Genomic DNA, 19,346 nt, shown 5'->3' with positions numbered 1-19,346 from the left:
CGGCCCCGGGCCCCTTCCCCCCCCCGCGGTCCCCGCCGCGAACCCGACCGAGAACCCCTCTGCGCACCCCCAACACCCCCGTTCCCAGGAGTTGATCACGTGTCCTCGTCCTCCTCGCCGGAGCCCGTGGCGGACACCGCGGCCGCCCCGTCTCCCCCCACGGCCGCGTCCCGGCGCCGGTGGGTGGCACTCGCCGTCGTCCTGCTCGCCGCGTTCCTCGACAACGTCGACGCCACGATCGTCACGGTCGCGCTGCCGGCCATCCAGCAGGACCTGCACGCCGACTTCGCCACCGCCCAGTGGACGCTCGCCGGCTACGCGCTGGCCTTCGCCGTCTTCCTGATCACCGGCGGCAGGCTCGGCGACATCTACGGCCGCAAGCGGCTGTTCATCACCGGCGTCCTCGGCTTCACCCTCGCCTCGACGGTGTGCGGACTCGCCACCACCCCCGGCATGCTCGTCGGCGGCCGCCTGATGCAGGGCCTGACGGCCGCGCTCATGGTGCCCCAGGTGATGTCCGTCATCATGACGATGTTCGAGCAGAAGGAATGGGTCGTCGCCTTCTCCCTGATGGGCGCGGTCCTCGGACTGGGCGGCGTCAGCGGCCCGCTGCTGGGCGGCGTCCTGACCGACCTCGACCTCTTCGGCCTGGGCTGGCGCTCGATCTTCTTCGTGAACATCCCCTTCGGGATCCTCGCGATCGCCCTCGCCGCCTGGACCATGCCCGAAAGCAAGTCGGACCGGTCACCACGGCTCGACATCACGGGCGTCGTCCTCGTCACGCTGGCCTCGCTCGGCCTGATGTACCCGCTGGTCCAGGGCCGCGAACAGGGCTGGCCGGGCTGGATGTTCGCGCTGGCGGCCGCCTCCGCGCTGCTCTTCGTCGCGTTCGGCGTCCAGCAGGGCCGCAGGCACCGCCGCGACGGATCGGCGCTGGTCCCGCCGACCCTGTTCGCACACCGCTCCTTCCGGGTGGGCGTGGTCGTGGTCATGCTGGCGTTCTCCGGCATCACCTCGTTCTTCCTGGTGCTGACCTACCACATGCAGCTCGGCCTCGAATGGTCCGCGCTGCGCACCGCGCTGGTCACGGTGGCGTTCCCCATCGGCATCATGGCGACCTTCCAGATCGCCTGGCGCAAGGGCACCGCCAACGGCCGCACGTTCGTGGCGATCGGCACCTCCGTGATGACGCTCGGCACGCTCGCCATGATCGTCGCGGTGTCGAGCCAGGGCGCGGGCATCGGCTGGTACCACGTCGCGGGCGCCGAACTCGTCGTGGGCCTCGGCATGGGACTGTGCTCGCCGATCCTGACCAACGTGGTGCTCGGCGACATCCCGCCCCAGGACGCGGGAGCCGGCTCCGGCGTGGTCAACGCCGTCATCCAGTTCGGCACGGCCGCGGGCATCGCCATCGTCGGCGTCATCTTCTTCAGCCTCACGGGCAGCGAGGCCACGGCCGCCGGCCGGGCCGACACCTTCAGCCACGCCACCTCCGTGACGCTCTGGTACAACGTCGGCGTCTTCGCGCTCGTCGCCCTCCTCAGCCCACTCCTGCCCGCCTCGAAGACCCCTCAGGCCGCACCGGAGGCGCCGCCCGCGGAGCCCGCCGGACAGCCCGCGCCATCCGCCGCGAAGGACCGTCTGCTCCTCGACTCCGCCTGACCCGGGAAATGGCGAATTCCATTGCCTTGGATCGGTAATGCGGGGTCGTCATTCCTCTGATTTTGTGCCAGACTTTTTCTGTCGATTGATTGCAGGAGGTACGTATGACTGACAAGTCGTTCGACGGTGGCGTTGCAGAAGATGCCAAGGAAAAGTTCCGCGCTGCACTGGAGCGCAAGTCCAACGCATCGCGCGCCCGCACGGCTCACGAAGAGGGCCGTATGAAGGTGAAGAACATGAGCGGCTCATCCGGTCAGAAGCGGTATTTCCGCAGGAAGACCGGCTGACTCAGCCCGGCTCACCCCCCAAGGGTCGCCGCGGGCCATTCCACTGGAATGGGCTGCGGCGGCCTTTTTGGTGTGTCTGCAATATCCACTGGAATTCTGCTTGAATATGACTCGAATTCTGCTTGGCTTTCGCTGGGGAATCGAACCCGGAACGACGGGTTCCGGCCATGATCGAATTCGTCCGCGAGTCATTCCGTGCGTATTCCCGTGCGGAACCCGAGCCCGGCTGTAGCGCCTGGCCCGAACCTGGAGTGTCCGGCACCGGGCACGCCCGGTGCGACCGTGTCGAAAGGGGCTCCCCATGATCATCGTCGAGGAACGTCCGCTGCTGACCGCCCCGGCGGTGCGCGGCACCCCCGTGCGCGAGCGCCCCGCCGCCCCGCCCGCGGAAGCGCGCCGTACGGACCGCGTGAACGGCTCGGAGCGCGTGGACGGCGCGGAGCGCACCGGCGGCGCGGACCGCCCGAACGCGGCACGCGCGGACCGCCCGAGCGGCGTCAACGGCACGGCCGGTGCCGGGCCTTCCGGGACGGCTGCCGTGGCCGGCGACCCCTCGCTGGCCCTCGCCATGGCCTCGATCCGCATCTCCCGGGGCAATCCCACCGCCGAGGAGACGGCGGCCCTCGCGGTCCTCCTCACGGCCCGCCTCCGCCTGCTCCACGAAGCCACGCAGGCGTCACCCCCCACCGCGGGCCCCCGAAAACTCCCCACCGCGCCGCGGCCCGCGTTCCGGCCGCCGGGCGCCTGGGCTTCCTGACGCCGCCTCCCGCCGCCCGCCGCGCGTAGCGTTCACCGCCAGGTCAACGCAACGAACCCCCGCCTTTCGTTGCGTTGAAAGCGAAGGTCGTTGCAACGATAAAGGACGTGTCACCTGCATAGATGCTCCCTACGTGCAACGAACTCGTTGCTGAATTAGTAAAGGCTACGTAGCGTTTCACTCATCGGAAACAAACACGCAGCCAGGAGAGCATCATGCAGAAGTTCCACACCCCCGCCCCCGTCTCCGCCGTCCTCGACATCCCCGCGGGCCGCATCCGGTTCATCGCGGCCGACCGGGCCGACACCACCGTCGAGATCCTCCCCGCGGACGCCTCCAAGGGCCGCGACGTGAAGGCCGCGGAGCAGACCGAGGTCGCCTACGCCGACGGCGTCCTGCGGATCGCCGCCCCGGCGAAGCTCCAACTCCTCGGCGCCTCCGGAGCCGTCGAGGTGACCGTCCAGCTGCCCGCCGGCTCCCGCGTCGAGGCGAAGGCCGCCGGCGCCGAACTCCGGGGCGTCGGACGCCTCGGCGACGTCACCTTCGAGAGCGCGGAGGGCTCGGTCAAGCTCGACGAGACCGCGAGCGCCCGCCTCACCCTCCTCGCCGGCGACATCTCGGTCGGCCGCCTGGGCGGCCCCGCCGAGATCAGCACCGCCCACGGCGACATCCGGATCGCCGAGGCCGTGCGCGGCACGGTCGTCCTGCGCACCCAGGCCGGCGACGTGTCGGTCGGCGCCGCCCGCGGAGTCAGCGCCTCCCTCGACGCCGGCACTGGCCTCGGCCGCGTCAGCAACGCGCTCAAGAACACCGACGCAGCCGCCGACCTGGACATCCACGCGACCACCGCCCACGGCGACATCACCGCCCGCAGCCTCTGACCAGCGCGCCCGACACCGAGGAAGGGGAACGGGAATGAGCACCACCGAGAACTACCAGGCCGCCGAGCAGCTCCTGCGCCGGCCCGCCCGCCCGGGCGAGCTCGTCACCGGCGACAAGGTCAGGCCGCAGTGGATCGACGGAGGTGCCCGTTTCTGGTACGCGGTGCGCAACGGCGCCGGCAGCCGGTTCGTACGGGTCGACCCGGCGGCGGGCACCCGTGAACCCGCCTTCGACCACACCCGGCTCGCCGCCGCCCTCTCCGCCGCCTCCGGACAGCGGGCCGACCCCGGCGCCCTCCCGTTCGCGGCCGTCGAACTGTCCGGCGACGCGGTGGAGTTCGCCGCGTTCGGCCAGTACTGGCGCTGCCGCCTGGACGGCTACGCCTGCGAGCCGGCCGAGTTCACCCCGCCGGGCAACCCCCTCGAGGTGCCCGCACCCGACGGGAAGACCGCCGTCTCCCGCCGGGGGCACGACCTGTGGGCGCGCTCGCTGACCGACGGCCGCGAGTGGGCGCTGACCACCGACGGCGCACCCGGCCACCAGTACGGCGCCGGCCCGGACTGCACGGCCAACGCCACGCTGCTCCGCAAGATCGGCCTGCCCCACCTGCCGCCCGCGGTGGCCTGGTCGCCCGACTCGACGAAGGTGCTGGCGCACCGGACCGACGAGCGCGAGGTCCGCCTCACCCACCTCGTGGAAGCCGCGCCCGCCGACGGCGGCGCCCCCCGCCTGCACCCCCAGCGCTACGCCTACCCCGGGGACGCGCACATGCCGCTGGCCGAGCTGGTCGTACTGGACGTCGCCGAGGGCACCGTGGTCCGTGCCCGGGCCGAGCCGCTGCCCATGCCGCAGCTGTCACCGATCACGGCCAAGTGGGCGTGGTGGGCTCCGGACAGCTCGGCGGTCTACTACCTCGGCCGCCCCCGCGACCTGCGCACCCTCACCCTGCACCGGCTCGACCCGGTCACCGGAGAGGTCACCACGGTGCTCAGCGAGACCGCGGCCACCCGCGTCGAGCCCAACCAGTCCCTGTACGAGGAGCCGATCGTGCGGGTGCTGGCCGACGAGGTGCTGTGGTACTCGCAGCGCGACGGCTGGGGCCACCTCTACCGGTACGACCTGCGCACCGGCGCGCTGCTCGGGCAGGTCACCTCCGGGCCGTGGGCGGTGCGGCAGATCCTGCGCGTCGACGAGGCGCGGCGGGTGGTGTACTTCACCGCCTCCGGACTGGTCGACGAGGACCCCTACCGGCGCACCGTGTGCCGGGTCGGCCTGGACGGCTCCGGCTTCACCCGGCTCACGGACGACGAGCTGGACCACGTCGTCACCCTGCCGGACAGCGGCGACTACTTCATCGACTCCGCGTCCACCGTCGACACCCCGCCCGTGACCCGCGTCCGCGACTGGGACGGGCGGGTGCTCGTCGAACTGGAACGCGCCGACATCGGCAGGCTCACCGCCACCGGCTGGACCCCGCCGGAACGCTTCCGCGTCAAGGCCGCCGACGGGGTGACGGACCTCTACGGGGTGCTCTACCGGCCGCGCGGCTTCGACCCGGCCCAGCGCTACCCGGTCGTCGACAGCGTCTACCCCGGCCCCCAGGTCAACCGGGTCGCCCCGTGCTTCGACCCCGGCGGCATGGGCCTCGACGCCGAACCCCTCGCCGCCCTCGGCTTCGTGGTCGTGGCGCTGGACGGGCGGGGCGCCCCCGGGCGGAGCAAGGCCTTCCACGACGCCTCCTACGGACGCCTGGCCGACGCGGGCGGCCTGGCCGACCACGTCGCGGCGCTGCGGCAGCTGGCCGGCACCCGGCCGTGGATGGACCTGGACCGGGTGGGAGTGTTCGGCCACTCCGGAGGCGGGTTCGCCGCCGCCCGGGCCATGCTGGACTTCCCCCACGTGTACAAGGCGGGGGTCGCCCTGTCCGGCTCGCACGACGCCCGCTTCTTCAACCTCGGCTTCGTGGAGACCTACGACGGCGCGGACAACCCCGAGGCGTGGGCCCGCGCCTCCAACCCGGAGCTCGCGGACCGGCTGGAGGGCGGGCTGCTGCTGGTCCACGGCGAGATGGACGACCAGGTCCACCCGCACCACAGCCTGCGGCTGGCCGACCGGCTCATCGCCGCCGGCAAGGACGTCGAACTGCTCGTCGTGCCCGGCGCCGAGCACACCTTCATCGACTGCCTGGCCTACGTCCGGGGCCGCTGCTGGGACTTCCTGGTGCGCGAGCTGACGGGCACCCCGCCCCCCGGCCACCGCCCCGCTCCCATCCCCATCGGCCCCGAACTGCTCGCCGAGATGTTCGCCTGAGCACGCCGCGGGGCCCGGCCTCCCGGCCGGGCCCCGCGCAGCACGGGCTTAGGAGCCTTCAGGCCCCGGCCCCGGCGCTCACACCCGCACCGGGCCGGATCAGCAGCGCGGCCAACAGCGCGACACCCGCGCACACCGCGCCCGCCGTGAAGCCCAGGGACATCCCGGAGCGCGAGGCCACCGCCACCAGCATCGCCAACCCGAGCGAACCGCCCAGCGTCTGCACGGCGTTGAGCATGCTGGAGGCCGCGCCCGCGTCCCCGCGCCGCAGCCCGGACGTCGCCAGCACCGTCGGCGGGATCACACAGCACGCCATGCCCGCACCCAGCAGGAGCAGCGCCGGCAGGATCCCGCCCGCGTACGAGGAGCCCGGCCCCAGCTGGGACAGCCCCAGGTTGCCCGTGAGCAGCAGCGCGGCGCCGCCCGCCATCAGGTAGCGCGGCCCCAGTCGGCGCTCCAGCCGTACGGCCGCCCACGCCATCACCGCCATCGTCGCCGCGAGCGGCGTGAGCGCGACCGCGGCGCCCAGCGGGCCGTAGCCCGCCTCTTGCTGGAAGTACCGGTTCAAGAAGAAGTAGGCGCCCATGATCGAGCCCGGCACGGCCAGCGTCCCCACGTACGCGAGGATCCGGTTGCGGGAGCGGAACAGGTGCAGCGAGACGATCGGCCGCACGGCCCGCCGCTCGACGCCCGCGAACACCGAGAAGAGCACCACGGCGCCCGCCACGCACACCAGCGCCCGCACATCGCCCAGCCCCTGCTCGGCCGCCCGCGCCAACCCGTAGACCAGCGCGGCCGCACCCACCGCCGACAGCAGCGCGCCCGCCACGTCGAAACGGCCCGGGTTGCGGCGCGTCTCCGTGATCGCCAGCGGCCCGAGCACCAGGATCAGCACGCCGAGCGGTACGTTCAGCAGCAGTTCCCAGCGCCAGGAGCTCAGGCTGGACAGCGTCCCGGCCAGCAGCAGGCCGCCGGCCGTGCTGACCGCCCCGGCCGCCGTGCACACCGCGATGGCACGCTTGCGCGGCGCGCCCTCCTCGAACATGCTCAGCACCAGGGCGAGGCCGCTCGGCGCGGCCAGCGCCGCGCCGACGCCCTGCACCACCCGGATCACGGTGAGCAGCTCGACACTCGAGGCGAGCCCGCGCACGGCGGCCGCCGCCGTGAACAGGGCCACGCCGGTGAGGAACACCCGCCGCCGCCCGAGGATGTCGCCGGCCCGCCCGCCGAGCAGCAGCAGACCGCCGAAGGCGAGCAGGTAGGCGTTCAGGACCCAGGACGAACCGACGTCCGACAGCCCGAGATCGGCGCGCATGCCGGGCAGGGCGATGTTCACGATGGCGTCGTCGAGCTGGATCATCGCGTTGCACGAGGCGATGACGGCGAGGGCGAGCCCCGGCCGCGGTCGGCGGGTCTTGGGTGCGGGTGGCGGTGCCGCCACGCGCGGTTCGAGCACGGGCGCGGACATGGCCAGCCTCCTGAGCACGGCAAACGGGTTCCCGACACTCTCCCGCCGCTCCCTGGAGATCCCGCTGAGCGGGGCCGGAGGCCGCCCGTCCGCCGCCGGTCCTACGCGGGGCCCCGAAAACGCGTGGGCAGCCGCGAGAGCCGTGAGTACGTTGCGCGTATGGATCACAAGGCCGGCCCCCCACCCCACGAACCCGCACCCGACGAACCCGCACCCCCCGACCGCCCGCGCACCGACCCCCCCGCGCCCGACCGCCGGGCCCTCGCCGCCGCGGCCGTCACGGTCGTGCTCTGGGCCTCCGCGTTCGTCTCCATCCGCGCGGCCGCCCCGCACTACGCCCCCGGAGCGCTCGCGCTGGGACGCCTGCTGACGGCCTCCCTCGCCCTCGCGGTCGTCCTGGCCGTCAAGCGGGTCCCGCTCCCGCCGCGCCAGGCCTGGCCCGGCATCCTCACCTCCGGAGTGCTCTGGTTCGGGCTCTACATGGTGGCGCTGAACTGGGGCGAGCAGGGCGTCGACGCCGGCACCGCGGCCATGGTCGTGAACATCGGCCCCCTGGTGATCGCCCTGCTCAGCGGATGGCTGCTGAAGGAGGGCTTCCCGCCGATGCTGCTCGCCGGCATGGCCGTCTCCTTCGCCGGAGCCGTCGTGGTGGGCCTGTCCACCTCCGGCGGAACCTCCGCCTCCCTGGGCGGGGTCCTGCTCTGCCTGCTCGCCGCGCTCGCCTACGGCGCCGGGGTGGTCGCGCAGAAGCCGGCCCTGACCTACGCGACCCCGCTCCAGGTGACCACGTACGGCTGCTTCGTCGGCACCGCCGTCACCCTCCCCTTCGCCTGGCAGCTGCTGACCGAGCTCCCCGACGCACCGCCGGCCGCCACCCTCAACATGGTCTACCTGGGCCTCTTCCCGACCGCGCTGGCCTTCACCACCTGGACGTACGCCCTCTCCAGGACCACCGCCGGCAAGATGGGCGCGACCACCTACGCGGTCCCCGCCGTCGTGATCCTCATCGCCTGGCCGGCCCTGAACGAGGTACCGGCTCCCCTCACCCTCCTCGGCGGCGCGATCTGCCTGGCCGGAGTGGCCATCGCCCGCAGACGCCCCGCTCCCCGCCGCCCCGCGCGGCGCTGACACGCGGTCAGGCGCGCGCACCACAGCCGCAGGCCCCGGCCACCGCTCCCCGCGGCGACCGGGGCCTGCGGCTGTCACCTCACCGCCCACACCGCCACGCCCCACCCTCCCCGTCAACCGGAAGTCGACTGGCCAAGCCCGTCGTGCGACGGGCTCAATGGGAGCATGTCCGTCCTCCCGCGTACCGCACGCGCGGCAGCCCTGGCCGCTGCCGTCGCCGCCGCCGTATCCGCCGCCGCACCCACCCCGGCAACAGCTCCCCACCCGCCGACCCGGCCGCGTGAGTTCGTCGCGCTCAGCGACGTCGATCCCACCATCCGCCAGGAGATCCGCTACCACACGCCGAACAACTTCGTCGGCGAGCCGATCAACGGCTACCTCCAGCCGACCTGCGTCCTCACCCGCCCGGCGGCCCGCGCGCTGCACCGCGCCCAGCGCACCCTCCTGCGCCAGGGCTACTCCCTCAAGGTCTACGACTGCTACCGCCCGCAGCGCGCCGTCGACCACTTCGTCAGCTGGGCCGAAGACCTCGACGACCAGGCCATGAAGGACGAGTTCTACCCGCGGGTCGACAAGACCCGGCTGTTCGAGGACGGCTACATCGCCGAGCGGTCCGGCCACAGCCGGGGCAGCACCGTCGACCTGACCCTGGTGAAGCTCCCGGCACGCCCCACCCCGCCCCACGACCCGGACCGGCCGCTCACCCCCTGCTACGCCCCGCAGGAGCACCGCGCGCCGGACAACTCCGTGGACATGGGCACCGGCTACGACTGCTTCGACACCCTCTCCCACACCCTCGACCCCCGCATCCGGGGCGACCAGCGGGCCAACCGCCTGCTCCTGAAGAGCACCCTCGAATCCGCGGGCTTCAAGAACCTGCCGGAGGAGTGGTGGCACTACACCCTGCGCGACGAACCCTTCCCCGCCACCTACTTCGACTTCCCCGTGTCGAGAAGGGGCACGAGGTGAACGTGCCCGGACACGACCGAATGTCATACCGACAAGAATCGGCGGCCACTTCTGGTGCAGATCACCATCACCGGGCCGAGCCGCGCTCCCCGAGGATGTGAGCAGCCCCCGACGGCATCCGGCGCTGCGGGGAACCGCTCACCGCCGCGACGACCGCGAGCCCCGCACCCCACGAGTGAGCCTGCGCGAGATCAAGCCCGGCAACCGCGGCTACCTGTACGTCAACAGCCATCCGGCCGGCTGCGCAGCGGTGGTCGACCGCATGTGGCAGCACCGGACCCGGACCCCGCCTCCGCCGGCGACGGGCCCGGCCCCGTCGCCCTCGTCATCGGCTCCAGCGCCGGCTACGGACTGGCCGCGACCCTGGTCGGCCTGCGCACCCACCGCATGCGCGGGCTCGGCATCGCCTTCGAGGCCCCCGAGACCGGGCGCCGCACCGCAAGCGCGGGCTGGTACCGCACCGCGCGGACCGCCGAACTCGCCGCCGGGGCCGACTTCGCCTTTTTGCGCGACGACGCCTTCTCCGACGGCGTCAAGGAGGAGGCCGCCGACCTGCTCGCCGCCCGCTTCGGCAAGGTCGACCTGCTCATCTACAGCATCGCGGCCCCGCGCCGCACGGACCCGCTGACCGGCGAGGTCCACCACTCCGTCATCAAGCCGCTCGGCACCGACTACCGCGCCAAGACCCTCGTCTTCGAGGACAGCGCCCCGAGGATCGGCGCGTTGCACCTGCCGGCCGCGGACGGGGCCGAGCGCGAGGCGACCGTACAGGTCATGGGCGGCGCCGACTGGCAGCTGTGGATCGACGCCCTGCAGTCCAGGGACCTGCTCGCCGACGGCTTCCGGACCGTGGCCCTCTCGTACGTGGGGTCCGACATCACCGCCCCCGTCTACCGGGCCGGAACCATCGGCGCCGCCAAGCAGCACCTGGAGGACACCGCCCGCGCCCTCGACGCCCGGCTGGGGGACGCCGGCCACGCCCACACCGTCGTCGCCGGCGCGGCCGTCACCCAGGCCTCCACCGCCATCCCGAGCATCGCCCTCTACACCAGCATCCTCCACCGCGTCACCGCAGACCGCTGGCAGACCCCCGTCGACCAGGCAGCGGCCCTGTGGAGCCGGCTCACGGGCGCCGCCGCCCTCGGCCTGGACGACCAGGGCCGAGTCCGCCTGGACGACTGGGAGATGAACCCCGAGGTGCAGGCCGCCGTCCGCACCGCATGGGACCGGGCCGACACCGACAGCATCAGCACCCTCGCGGACACGGACTGGTTCCGCGACCAGGTCGGCCGCCTCTACGGCTGGCACGTCCCCGGCGTCGACTACGAGACCCCCGCAGAAACCACCGTCCCGTGGCCCGCCCCGGCGGGCCTGGGGGTGACGACACACTCATCATGACAGGTCAGAGGCTGTTTTCGTAGGACGAACGGCACAGGCCGCCAAGCTTGTCCGGCCTTCTCCCGGGCGCCCAGAATCTCCGCCATGAGCCACTCGGAGAAGATCGATCAAGACGACATCCTGCGGGCGCGGTCCATCCTGCTCGCGGGCATACACCCCGCGCCGCGCGAGCAGGTCGACGCGTACCGGGTGCTCGCCCAGGTCAGCCCCGCCGCGTACCTGCCCCTCCTGGTCAGGGCGCTGCACCGCCTGAGTTACGACGTCGGCACCGGCAAGAAGCACGCCGTCTTCCTCGCCCTGTGCGAGGAGGCGGTGGCCGCGGCACGGGCCATCGATCCGGCCGAACCCTTCCGTGCGGACGTCCTGTACGTCGCACTCGACTGGTGCCAGAAGGAGCTGTACGAGCAGGACCGGCACACCGAAGGGCTCGCCCTGCGCGCCGAGATGCTCGCCATCGGCCGCGCGCAGGCCGCCCGGTCCGCGGCCGCCGAGGTCAGGGGGCTGCACGCCTGGGCCGCGGGCCTCTCCGAAGCGGGCCGGTACGCGGAGGCGGCCGACGCCCTGACCGAGATCGCCGAGGCGGCCCTGCCCCGCGGGCCCCGAAACGGGGAGCTCGCCCGGACCCTGCTGGACTGGGCGGCCGCCCTCGACGACGCCGGCCGCTCCGAGGAAGCGCTCGCCGCGTGCGAGCAGGTCGTCGCCGTGGAAGCGGCCGAGGCCGCGACCGACCGGGTCCCGATGACCTGTCACCTGTTCGCGCTCGTCCGGTACGCGCAGATGCTCGACATCCGCGGCCGCGGTACGCAGGCGGCCGCCGTACGACAGGAGGCGCTGGCCCTGCTCACCGAGCTGGCCGCCACCGGAGAGCGCACGTCCTGGGGCGGATACCCGGCGCAGTACTGGGCGGTGCTGCTGTCCTTCGCCTGCGCCGAAACCGACCGGCCCGCGCCCGGCGGCCCGCGTCCGGCCACGGGCGCGGCGCCGATGCCGTGGTCTCCCGACGGCAGGAGGCGCTTCCTGGACAGCCGCACCGCCCTGCGCGAGGAGGTGGACGCCCTCACTCCGCGAGCCGCCGAAGACCCGGACCGGCACCTGGCGGAACTGGTCCGGCTGCACCGGGCCCTCACCGTCCGCTCCGCCGTCTACTGGGTGCAGCGCACCCTCTTCGCGACGCGGGTGCGCTCCCTGTTCGACGAGGGCGTGGCCCTGGCCCGCCGGCTGTCCCACCACGCCCCGGCCACCGGAACCCCCGCCCTGGCCACGGCCCTGATCGACCGCGCGACCTTCCACACGGCCGCACACGAGTTCGCCCCCGCCCTGGCCGACTTCCGCGAAGCCCTGACCCACCTGGGCGAGACCACCCCACCCGCCCGGTAAAGGGGCCACACTTCCCGGGCTGTTCGTGAACACCCGGCACCGCCGGGCTTCCGCGTCGGAACATGCGTGGGGTCGACCGATCGCGCCCTGCCGGCGGGGGCCCGGCTCCGGCAGGGTGGGTGCGCGTCCGCGAAGTGACCGCGTACGTAGAGGGGCGAGGCGCTCAGGGGAACTGCACGGCAGGACCGCACTGATGACGGGCGGCTCGCGCGGGATCGGGCGCGCGGTCGCCCTGCGGCTCGCCGCCGGGGAGCGCGGGTCGCGGTCCACTACGGCGACAACGAGGCCGCCGCCGCGCAGGCCGTGGCACGGATCGCCGAGGCCGGCGGCGAGGCGTTCGCGTACAGGCCAGCTTCGGCGAGAGCGGGGCGGCCCGCGGGGGATCACCGTGACGACGGGGGGGTATTAATCAAACGGGTCGACCCGTAAACTAAACAGCATGAGTTCCTCTCCGTCCCCCAGAGGGCGTCCACGCGATCCCCGCTCGCACGAGGCCATCGTCAGCGCGGCCACAGAGCTGGTCACCGAGGTCGGCTACGCCGCGACATCGATCGGGGCGGTGGCCGCCCGCGCCGGAGTCGGCAAGGACACGGTCTACCGGCGGTGGCGCGGCAAGCCGGAGCTGGTCTTCGAGGCCGTGTTCACCACCACCGACCACGCTCCGACCCCCGACACCGGAACCCTCGCCGGGGACCTGACCGCCTTGCTGCGGGACCTGATCGACGAGTTCCACGCACCCGCCGCCGCGGCGGCGCTCCCGGGACTGCTCGCCGACTTCGCCGCCGACCCGGAGCTGAAGGCGCGCATCCGCACCGACTTCCTGGCCCCCTCGAAGGAACGCCTGCTGATCGTCTTCGAGCGCGCCGCCGCCCGCGGGGAGATCGCGGCCGACACCCCCGTGGACCTGGTCCTGGACACCCTCGCCGGAGCCGTGTTCTTCCACGTAGGCCTGGTCGGCGAACAACCCGACCGCCGGCTGGCCGACCGGCTGGCCGCCGTCGTCTCCAAGGGAATCGAGATCCGGTGAACGGCTGGCTCCTCGCCGCGGGCATCACCGCGTCCGGCGTGGCCGCGACGCACATCGCCGCAGGGCACCGGGACGTGGTGCGCCCGCTGCTGTCCTGCGGCCTCGCGGACGAACCCCAACGCGTCCTGCACGCCGTCTGGCACATGGTGAGCGCCGACCTGGTGCTCTCCGCGGCCGCCTTGGTCTACCTCGCGCTGGCGGACCACACGCCGGCGACCGCCCCGATGGCATGGTTCGTGGCCGCGCACTTCCTCGCGTACACGGCCGCCTTCCTGGCCGTCACCCTGTCGGTCGGCTGGCCGAAGCCCCTCCTCCGGCTGCCGCAGTGGATCCTCCTCCTGCCGGTCGCGGCCCTGACGGCGGCGGGCGCCGGCTGGTAGACCTCACCTGCCCCAACTATCGCAACTATCATAGTCGGGGTAGGTTGGCGGAATGGAGCCGAAGACGTACACGACGATCGACCTCCGCAAGCAGATGGGGGAGATCCTCGACCGCACCAGGATCGCCGGCGAGCCGGCGGCGATCACCCGCAAGGGCAAGACCCTCGCCTACCTGGTGCCGGCCGAATGGTTCGAGCAGTACATGGCCCAGCACCCCGACGCCTCCGCAGCCGGCCGGGACGCGGCCTGAACGGGCCAGCCCCCAGACCAGGAGCCCCTTCGCCATGACAGCGCAGCCCATCCACTACGACGGCCCCGGCGGCGACCGGCCCCGCCGGGTACCCCCGATGCCCGAACGCACCCCCCAGGCCCTGCGGCTGGCCATCCAGGAGCACGCCCCGCACCTCCTGCCGGACTTCGAGGCCCACTGGCGGCGCGCGATCGGCGACACCTTCAACCTCACCCCGGTCCCGGCCTTCGTGCGGCTGTGGTGGACGCAGTACGCCATCGCCCGCGACCCCGGCCTGGAAGCCCACCTCCTCGATCTCGAACAGCGCGCGGCGAAGTGCGAGGACCCGCGGGAGTCCGCGGCGCTCCTGGCCGAGTACAGCAGGCTGCGCCACCAGGCGGCCTCCGCGGAGCCCGGCCGGTGAGCGATGAGCTCCCCCGGCCGCCCTGGCAGATGGACTGGACGGGCGAAGCCCGCCAGGAGTTCGAGCGCATGCCCCCGGACGGAAGGCAGCTGATCCTGGCGGCGCGCGCCGAACTGGTCACGGCCCTCGACCCGTACTACCGGGGCATCGACGCGGACGCCTCCCTGCCCCACTGGATCACCGTCCGGCCCCTCGCCTCCACCAGCCCGGGCGGGGCGCACATCGCGGACCTCGCCGGCGGCCGCGGCTGGGTCGTCTTCACCTTCATACGCCGCCACGCGGAACCCCAGATCACCGTCACCGACACCTTCTGGGCCTGAGGGGCCGGTCTTCGGGGATCACAGCGTGCCCGTCCCACGTTGAACATCACAACGGTGCGCTCCGCGCAAGCACACCGCGCCGCCCATGGAACGAGGAGGATCCGATGAACGCCGCCGAGGAGCACCGCCAGGAGCTGGACGCGGTCAGCATCCTGAACGCGAAGAGGACGCTGCTCCACCTGCTCGCCCGGGCAGGGGTCCCCGCCGGCGACGCGGAGGGCCTGATCGCCCTGGTCGAGGCGGGCGCCCTCGCCGGCGCGCACGAGGAGGCCGGCGCGCTCGGGCGGTCCGTGCCGGGGGACAAGGGCGAGCCGTACGAGTCCGGCTGGCTGGACGGCGCCCGCGCCGTCACCGACGGGCTCGCCGAGCTCGCCGAACGGGCACTGAGCCAGGCCGTCGACCCCGACGGGCCGGCCGGCGCCTCGGACGCCCGGTCGCCGGTCGGGCGCATGGAGGTGGAACGGGCGAAGGTGGCCGTCACCCCCCTCCACCTCACCTTCACCGCCGACTCCGACCTCGACCCCGAGGTCACCGAACAGGTACTGGTCGCGGTCCTGGCCACCATGACCCCCCGTCAACGAGCCGGCTACGCCGGCCGCCTCACGCAGTTCACCGCCACGCACCAGACCCGCCTGGAACGCCTCTACACGGAATACGGCCCCGGCAGCGCCACAGCCATCCACGGCCGCTACTCCCTCCTCCATTCCCCCACCAGCGTCGCCGTCCTGGAACGCCTCGCCACGACCGCCCCCGCCCTGCGCGAGGAATGGGACGCCGCCGAACTCCCCCCGGCCTGGCTGGACGGCCTCCTGACGGCCTGGCACACAGCAGCCTGAGATGGCCCAGTCGCCGGCAGAGTCACTGCGAGCCCTGCTGGGCGGCGGTGCGGCCAGGACCTGTAGCGCGCCGGACCGGTGAACGCGGGAAGGCCCCGGAGACCGAAGTGTCCGGAGCCTTCCACCGCCGCCTGACGACGCGGGCGCGCACCCGAAGCGAGGCAGGCCCGGGGCAAGGGCCTGAACGCACCTACTCCAGGTACGTGAACTCATGCTTCTCCGAGCTCGTCTCCCGCCACAGCCCCACCCGATCGTGAGATCGGGCGGGGCTGCCGTCGTGTAGGGCGGATCAGTACGCCTCGTAGGCCCCGAAAATGTCGACGATCAGGTCGGCGTCCTTCCAGCCCTGGTTCCAGAAGTTCATGATGCCGTGCTCACCGCCGCCTGCCTGCACGAGGTTGGGGACGGTCTTGCCGGCCGTCCAGTTCAGCGTGGAGGCATCCGGACGAGGCGGCACGGGGGCGTCGGGCCGGTCGTTGTGCAGCCACGGGAACGGGCTGGGCGCAACGGAGAGGAAGCCGGCCTCCGTCGTGTTGGTCACGGTGGTGTTCAGCACGTAGGCCTCGCCGCCCCTGGCCTCGGGGCTGGCCCAGCGCGAAATGTACCCGCGGGCCGGCAGGCGCCCACCGGGCCACCAGCTGCCCGGATCGCGAGTGTCGAGCATTCGGTAAGGCCCGAACGGCCGGTAGGCCGCTTTGCCGTCCTTGGCGTAGTGACCGACGACGTCGACCACGACGTCCGTGCCCGCCCAGGCTCCGTTGAAGACGCTGATCTTGCCGTCGGGGCCCACGGGCACGATGACTGCGTTGGCCACCGTCTCCCCGGCAGCGAAGTTCAGGCTGGACGCCGTCGGGGGCTGGCTGCCGCCCGGGTAGACGGACAGGTGACCGGCCTGCTTCGGGTTGGTCACCGTCACGTTCAGCGCCACCGCCGTGGCGTTGGCGGGCACCCCCTTGAGGCCGCTGATCTGCGTGGAGAACGTGCTCCGCGGGGCGACCTGACCCTTGGCGGTGCCAAGGCCTGCCCGGGTGTCGACGAAGCGGGCCGGGGCCATGGGCGTGTAGCCGCTGGACGAGGACCGGGTGAAGTAGCCCGTGACGTCGGCGATCAGGTCCACCGCGTCCCAGCCGCCGTTGAACAGCTCCACATGACCGTCGGTGCCGACCGGCACGACGACCAGATTCGGGACGGACTGGCCGGCCGTGTAGTTGAGGTTCGACGTGATCGGCTGCGTGGAGCCCTTGCCCGGGAACACGGTGACGTGGCCGTCTGTGGTGGTGCTGGTGACGGTGACGTTGAGGACCACGGCTCGGACGTCGGCGGGGATCTGGGCGTTCTCGGCGATCTTCACCCGGGTCGTGCCGCGGGCGGCGACCTTGCCCGCTTTCACGCCCGTGCCGTCACGCGTGTCCAGCAGCCGGGTCGGGGCGTGCGGGGTGAAGTCGGAGCCCGGCGTCAGGTACATGAAACCGTTCTCGGCTACGACGCCATGGACGGCGTCGGTCACCGTCACCGACACCTGATACTCGCCGACCTCGGCGTAAGTGTGCGCGAAAGTCGGCTCGGCGGAACCCTTGACGGTCTGCTTCTCGGTCTTGCCGTCGCCCCAGTCGACGACGACCTCCAGCGCGACGTCCACGCTGGTGATCTTGGTGTGGAGTTCGAGCCCGAGCGCGGAGTAGCTGGCGCCGCCCAGGCTGATGGCGAGGTCCGGGTTGCCCTCGCCGACCCTCGCCGCCTCCGGAGCGACGGCCCGGTTATTGGACGCGCTCTGCACGGTGCGGACGGTTCGCTCGGCGGGGCTGTGCCAGGTCTGGACGGCAGCCCGCTCGGCCGTGCTCTCTCCTGCCCCGGCCGACTTGGCCGGGCCCTGCCCGACGGGCTTGGCCGGCCCCTCGGTGGCCGAGGCCATGCTCGGTATGAGCCCGAGACCCGCTGCCACGAGGGCAGCGGTCATTACGAGTCGGCGATTGTGCACCGGCCCCCCATTTTGGTTGTTCTTCAAGACAAGCTGATCAAAACTTGATCAGCGTAACCCGGAGTGACAGAGGCCGTTGCCCCGGCTCCCAGCGCGTACGCCGCCTGCGGCCCCTGAGCTGCCCGGCCCCGGGTAGGCCCGCATACCTTGCTCGTGAGTCTGGCCGCCATGGCCCTGCCGGACCACGCCCAGATAGACGACGACGGGCGCATCCACCTGGGCGCGCCCGCGCCGACGCCGTCCCCATCCACGGCGGCGCCCACACCGGAGCCCACGTCGCCGCCCCTCACCCGGGACGCCGTGGACGAGGTGATCCGGACCGCGGTCAGCGCGGCGGGCCTCGCCCCGGCGCAGGGCCGCCCGACCGTCGCAGCCGGCGCCAACTCGAACAGGACGGGCTGGATGGCCGTCCGCGAGAAGACCGCCGCACAGTCGGAGATGAACGCGATCTGCGCCGACCTGGAGCGCCAGGGTTGGACGCTGAACCCGAACGGCGACCGCCCCGACGCCTCCCGCAGCTACAAGCGCGGGGGCTGGTACCTGCTGGTGAGTACGCGCGGGAAGACCCAGGCGCCGTCCAACACCTCCGCCTTGACCGACTCACAGACCTACCTGACCCTGACCGGGCTTCAGCTGAACCTTTCCGACATACCCCTCCCCGAGATCACCGTCCGCATCGGCTGACCCCGCACGCTCAGCGCCCTCAGACACCTCGCCGACGCCCACCGGCTCTCGGGCGAACTCGGCCGGGCCGCCCATCTGTACGACGAGACCTTCCAGGGATACGCCCGGACCCTCGGCCCCACCACCCCGACACCCTTGCCGCCCTCAACCTCCGCGCGTACAGCCTCCGGCTCGCGGCGTCGGACCAGGAGGGAGTCCGGGCCGGCGGGCACTGCGTCGTCTTGCGCGGACGGCCTGGACCTCGCACTGGACGGCGCCGCCGTGCTGGACTTCGATGGCTCGCAGATTCTGCTGCACGTGGCTGAACCGGTGCCCCAACGCGTCGACGGCCCGTGGGTCGAGCTCTTCATCGCACGCGAGGGGATCGCTCTCGATCCGTACGCATACTGACCGACCCGGTCGGCGGGCCGTGGGCGGCTCCTGGGGGAGAGGAGCCGCCTGCGACCACCCAGCGGGGGCAGCGGCCCGTCTCCTTAGGCCGGCTGCCGCCCTCGCGCTTATGTCCCCGTGTGCCGAGGCCAAACCCATGCGGGTTTGCCCTGGCCGCAACCCGGAGAGGCTGCCAAGCCCCGGCTGATTCGATCTCAGAGGACCTTGTCGGCACTCCCCGCACCCGCCTTGTTCACTTCCGGTGAGCAAGGCAAGTGCGTCGTCGGCCCGGATGGCGCGGGCGGTCGCGGGACTGCAGGGCAGGCCGGTCGTCGAAGCCCTGGTGCAGACCTCGGCCGACGCGGAGCCGGAGGTCGCCGAAGCGGGGCTGGAGACCCTCTGCACCATCTGGCGGCGCGACGGAGTCGTCGGCGAGGACCTGCTGCTGAAGCTCGACCCGCAGGCCCAGGACCGTGTCCGGGCCCTCGGCGTCAGGGTGGCGGAGCCTTTGGTGAGTTCAGTGCACTCGCCGGCGAAGGAGCAGAGCTGGTCCACGACCTGCTGGTACTCGTGCGGATACCGCACCTAGGCATCGGTCTCATCTGCGCCAGCCGAGATCTTCAGCGGCTTCGCCTCGGCCCAGGCCTGACGCTGTGGCTGTCATGCCCTTCAGTGCCGCCTCCGCATCGTCCGTGGACTGGAACGACAGGATGGTGAACCTGATCTGCGGGGTCTTGGGTTGCGTGAGGCCGTCTTCGAGGGCGAGTAGCGTCATCCGATCGCGACGAACCCGCCGCGGTTCGTCCCTGCCTGCTGCTCGCAGGCCCGCATGTTGTCGCTGGCGTCCTCGTCCATCGTGGC

General features: G+C 72.6%; 20 protein-coding genes and 1 pseudogene. 19 read left to right on the top strand and 2 right to left on the bottom strand.

All coding sequences use genetic code 11. From position 1 onward, the window contains the following. The first annotated feature begins 99 nt into the window (after positions 1 to 99). From BGK67_RS33870 to BGK67_RS33855, 5 genes are all read left to right on the top strand, one after another. Complete coding sequence (locus tag BGK67_RS33870; protein WP_069924388.1) at positions 100 to 1,662, top strand: MFS transporter; 1,563 nt, start codon at positions 100 to 102, stop codon at positions 1,660 to 1,662. 104 nt (positions 1,663 to 1,766) lie between these two features. Continuing rightward, on the top strand, positions 1,767 to 1,949 hold the full coding sequence (locus BGK67_RS38020) for a DUF5302 domain-containing protein (protein ID WP_107489046.1): 183 nt from the start codon (positions 1,767 to 1,769) through the stop codon (positions 1,947 to 1,949). A gap of 301 nt (positions 1,950 to 2,250) precedes the next feature. Further along, entirely contained in the window at positions 2,251 to 2,706 is a 456-nt protein-coding gene (locus tag BGK67_RS33865; protein ID WP_069924387.1) for a hypothetical protein, read from the top strand. A gap of 215 nt (positions 2,707 to 2,921) precedes the next feature. Further along, positions 2,922 to 3,587, top strand: a complete 666-nt coding sequence (locus BGK67_RS33860) for a DUF4097 family beta strand repeat-containing protein (RefSeq protein WP_069924386.1) — start codon at positions 2,922 to 2,924, stop codon at positions 3,585 to 3,587. A 34-nt stretch (positions 3,588 to 3,621) separates the two neighbouring features. Continuing rightward, positions 3,622 to 5,898: a S9 family peptidase gene (locus tag BGK67_RS33855; protein ID WP_069924385.1), complete on the top strand. Its 2,277-nt coding sequence runs from the start codon at positions 3,622 to 3,624 to the stop codon at positions 5,896 to 5,898. A 58-nt stretch (positions 5,899 to 5,956) separates the two neighbouring features. Here the strand turns inward: BGK67_RS33855 and BGK67_RS33850 are convergent, their stop codons facing one another. Then, positions 5,957 to 7,366 carry an MFS transporter gene (locus BGK67_RS33850; RefSeq protein WP_079154736.1) on the bottom strand — a complete coding sequence of 470 codons (1,410 nt, stop codon included), beginning with the start codon at positions 7,364 to 7,366 and terminating at the stop codon, positions 5,957 to 5,959. 159 nt (positions 7,367 to 7,525) lie between these two features. On the opposite strand from BGK67_RS33850, the gene BGK67_RS33845 reads away from it, so the two are divergent. From BGK67_RS33845 to BGK67_RS33800, 11 genes and pseudogenes are all read left to right on the top strand, one after another. Continuing rightward, positions 7,526 to 8,494, top strand: coding sequence for a DMT family transporter (locus tag BGK67_RS33845; protein ID WP_079154735.1), 969 nt, complete (start codon positions 7,526 to 7,528; stop codon positions 8,492 to 8,494). Between the two features lie 165 nt (positions 8,495 to 8,659). Continuing rightward, positions 8,660 to 9,463, top strand: coding sequence for a M15 family metallopeptidase (locus BGK67_RS33840; protein WP_069924384.1), 804 nt, complete (start codon positions 8,660 to 8,662; stop codon positions 9,461 to 9,463). Positions 9,464 to 9,727: 264 nt separating this feature from the next. Beyond that, entirely contained in the window at positions 9,728 to 10,861 is a 1,134-nt protein-coding gene (locus BGK67_RS33835; RefSeq protein ID WP_244291548.1) for an enoyl-[acyl-carrier-protein] reductase FabV, read from the top strand. Positions 10,862 to 10,945: 84 nt separating this feature from the next. Beyond that, a complete protein-coding gene (locus tag BGK67_RS33830; protein ID WP_107489045.1) occupies positions 10,946 to 12,238 on the top strand; it encodes a hypothetical protein in 1,293 nt (430 codons plus the stop codon). 193 nt (positions 12,239 to 12,431) lie between these two features. Next, a pseudogene (locus BGK67_RS40485) lies at positions 12,432 to 12,637 on the top strand (SDR family NAD(P)-dependent oxidoreductase); the annotation flags it as partial. 40 nt (positions 12,638 to 12,677) lie between these two features. Further along, positions 12,678 to 13,265, top strand: coding sequence for a TetR/AcrR family transcriptional regulator (locus BGK67_RS33825; protein WP_069924383.1), 588 nt, complete (start codon positions 12,678 to 12,680; stop codon positions 13,263 to 13,265). Beyond that, positions 13,262 to 13,645 carry a hypothetical protein gene (locus tag BGK67_RS33820; RefSeq protein ID WP_069924382.1) on the top strand — a complete coding sequence of 128 codons (384 nt, stop codon included), beginning with the start codon at positions 13,262 to 13,264 and terminating at the stop codon, positions 13,643 to 13,645. Before BGK67_RS33825 ends, BGK67_RS33820 begins: the two co-directional genes overlap by 4 nt. 52 nt (positions 13,646 to 13,697) lie before the next feature. Continuing rightward, on the top strand, positions 13,698 to 13,895 hold the full coding sequence (locus tag BGK67_RS33815) for a type II toxin-antitoxin system Phd/YefM family antitoxin (RefSeq protein ID WP_069924381.1): 198 nt from the start codon (positions 13,698 to 13,700) through the stop codon (positions 13,893 to 13,895). A gap of 34 nt (positions 13,896 to 13,929) precedes the next feature. After that, positions 13,930 to 14,298 (top strand): DUF6247 family protein, encoded by a 369-nt coding sequence (locus tag BGK67_RS33810; RefSeq protein WP_069924380.1) that lies wholly within the window; start codon positions 13,930 to 13,932, stop codon positions 14,296 to 14,298. After that, positions 14,295 to 14,618: a hypothetical protein gene (locus BGK67_RS33805; protein WP_069924379.1), complete on the top strand. Its 324-nt coding sequence runs from the start codon at positions 14,295 to 14,297 to the stop codon at positions 14,616 to 14,618. The genes BGK67_RS33810 and BGK67_RS33805 overlap by 4 nt, the downstream gene beginning before the upstream one ends. A gap of 104 nt (positions 14,619 to 14,722) precedes the next feature. Beyond that, the gene (locus BGK67_RS33800) at positions 14,723 to 15,454 is read left to right on the top strand and encodes a hypothetical protein (RefSeq protein ID WP_069924378.1); all 732 of its coding nucleotides are present in this window, start codon (positions 14,723 to 14,725) and stop codon (positions 15,452 to 15,454) included. 289 nt (positions 15,455 to 15,743) lie between these two features. Here BGK67_RS33800 and BGK67_RS33795 read toward each other — a convergent pair whose 3' ends face one another. Continuing rightward, complete coding sequence (locus tag BGK67_RS33795; protein ID WP_079154734.1) at positions 15,744 to 17,411, bottom strand: PKD domain-containing protein; 1,668 nt, start codon at positions 17,409 to 17,411, stop codon at positions 15,744 to 15,746. Between the two features lie 174 nt (positions 17,412 to 17,585). Between BGK67_RS33795 and BGK67_RS33790 the strand changes: the two genes are divergently transcribed. From BGK67_RS33790 to BGK67_RS33785, 3 genes are all read left to right on the top strand, one after another. Continuing rightward, on the top strand, positions 17,586 to 18,116 hold the full coding sequence (locus tag BGK67_RS33790) for a hypothetical protein (RefSeq protein ID WP_141754152.1): 531 nt from the start codon (positions 17,586 to 17,588) through the stop codon (positions 18,114 to 18,116). Positions 18,117 to 18,377: 261 nt separating this feature from the next. After that, complete coding sequence (locus BGK67_RS40850; RefSeq protein ID WP_279628742.1) at positions 18,378 to 18,506, top strand: hypothetical protein; 129 nt, start codon at positions 18,378 to 18,380, stop codon at positions 18,504 to 18,506. Positions 18,507 to 18,747: 241 nt separating this feature from the next. Then, positions 18,748 to 19,074: a hypothetical protein gene (locus BGK67_RS33785; protein ID WP_141754151.1), complete on the top strand. Its 327-nt coding sequence runs from the start codon at positions 18,748 to 18,750 to the stop codon at positions 19,072 to 19,074. Positions 19,075 to 19,346: the final 272 nt, after the last annotated feature.

This window comes from Streptomyces subrutilus, assembly GCF_001746425.1.
Lineage (GTDB): Bacteria > Actinomycetota > Actinomycetes > Streptomycetales > Streptomycetaceae > Streptomyces > Streptomyces subrutilus_A.
Note: the sequence above shows the minus strand (reverse complement) of the source record. Positions and strands in the feature narration are given on the sequence as shown.

Coding starts and splice junctions, on each gene's coding strand:
- BGK67_RS38020 (WP_107489046.1), top strand. CDS start 1,767: ATGACTGACAAGTCGTTCGACGGTGGCGTTGCAGAAGATGCCAAGGAA.
- BGK67_RS33865 (WP_069924387.1), top strand. CDS start 2,251: ATGATCATCGTCGAGGAACGTCCGCTGCTGACCGCCCCGGCGGTGCGC.
- BGK67_RS33860 (WP_069924386.1), top strand. CDS start 2,922: ATGCAGAAGTTCCACACCCCCGCCCCCGTCTCCGCCGTCCTCGACATC.
- BGK67_RS33855 (WP_069924385.1), top strand. CDS start 3,622: ATGAGCACCACCGAGAACTACCAGGCCGCCGAGCAGCTCCTGCGCCGG.
- BGK67_RS33850 (WP_079154736.1), bottom strand. CDS start 7,366: ATGTCCGCGCCCGTGCTCGAACCGCGCGTGGCGGCACCGCCACCCGCA.
- BGK67_RS33845 (WP_079154735.1), top strand. CDS start 7,526: ATGGATCACAAGGCCGGCCCCCCACCCCACGAACCCGCACCCGACGAA.
- BGK67_RS33840 (WP_069924384.1), top strand. CDS start 8,660: ATGTCCGTCCTCCCGCGTACCGCACGCGCGGCAGCCCTGGCCGCTGCC.
- BGK67_RS33830 (WP_107489045.1), top strand. CDS start 10,946: ATGAGCCACTCGGAGAAGATCGATCAAGACGACATCCTGCGGGCGCGG.
- BGK67_RS33825 (WP_069924383.1), top strand. CDS start 12,678: ATGAGTTCCTCTCCGTCCCCCAGAGGGCGTCCACGCGATCCCCGCTCG.
- BGK67_RS33815 (WP_069924381.1), top strand. CDS start 13,698: ATGGAGCCGAAGACGTACACGACGATCGACCTCCGCAAGCAGATGGGG.
- BGK67_RS33810 (WP_069924380.1), top strand. CDS start 13,930: ATGACAGCGCAGCCCATCCACTACGACGGCCCCGGCGGCGACCGGCCC.
- BGK67_RS33800 (WP_069924378.1), top strand. CDS start 14,723: ATGAACGCCGCCGAGGAGCACCGCCAGGAGCTGGACGCGGTCAGCATC.
- BGK67_RS33795 (WP_079154734.1), bottom strand. CDS start 17,411: ATGACCGCTGCCCTCGTGGCAGCGGGTCTCGGGCTCATACCGAGCATG.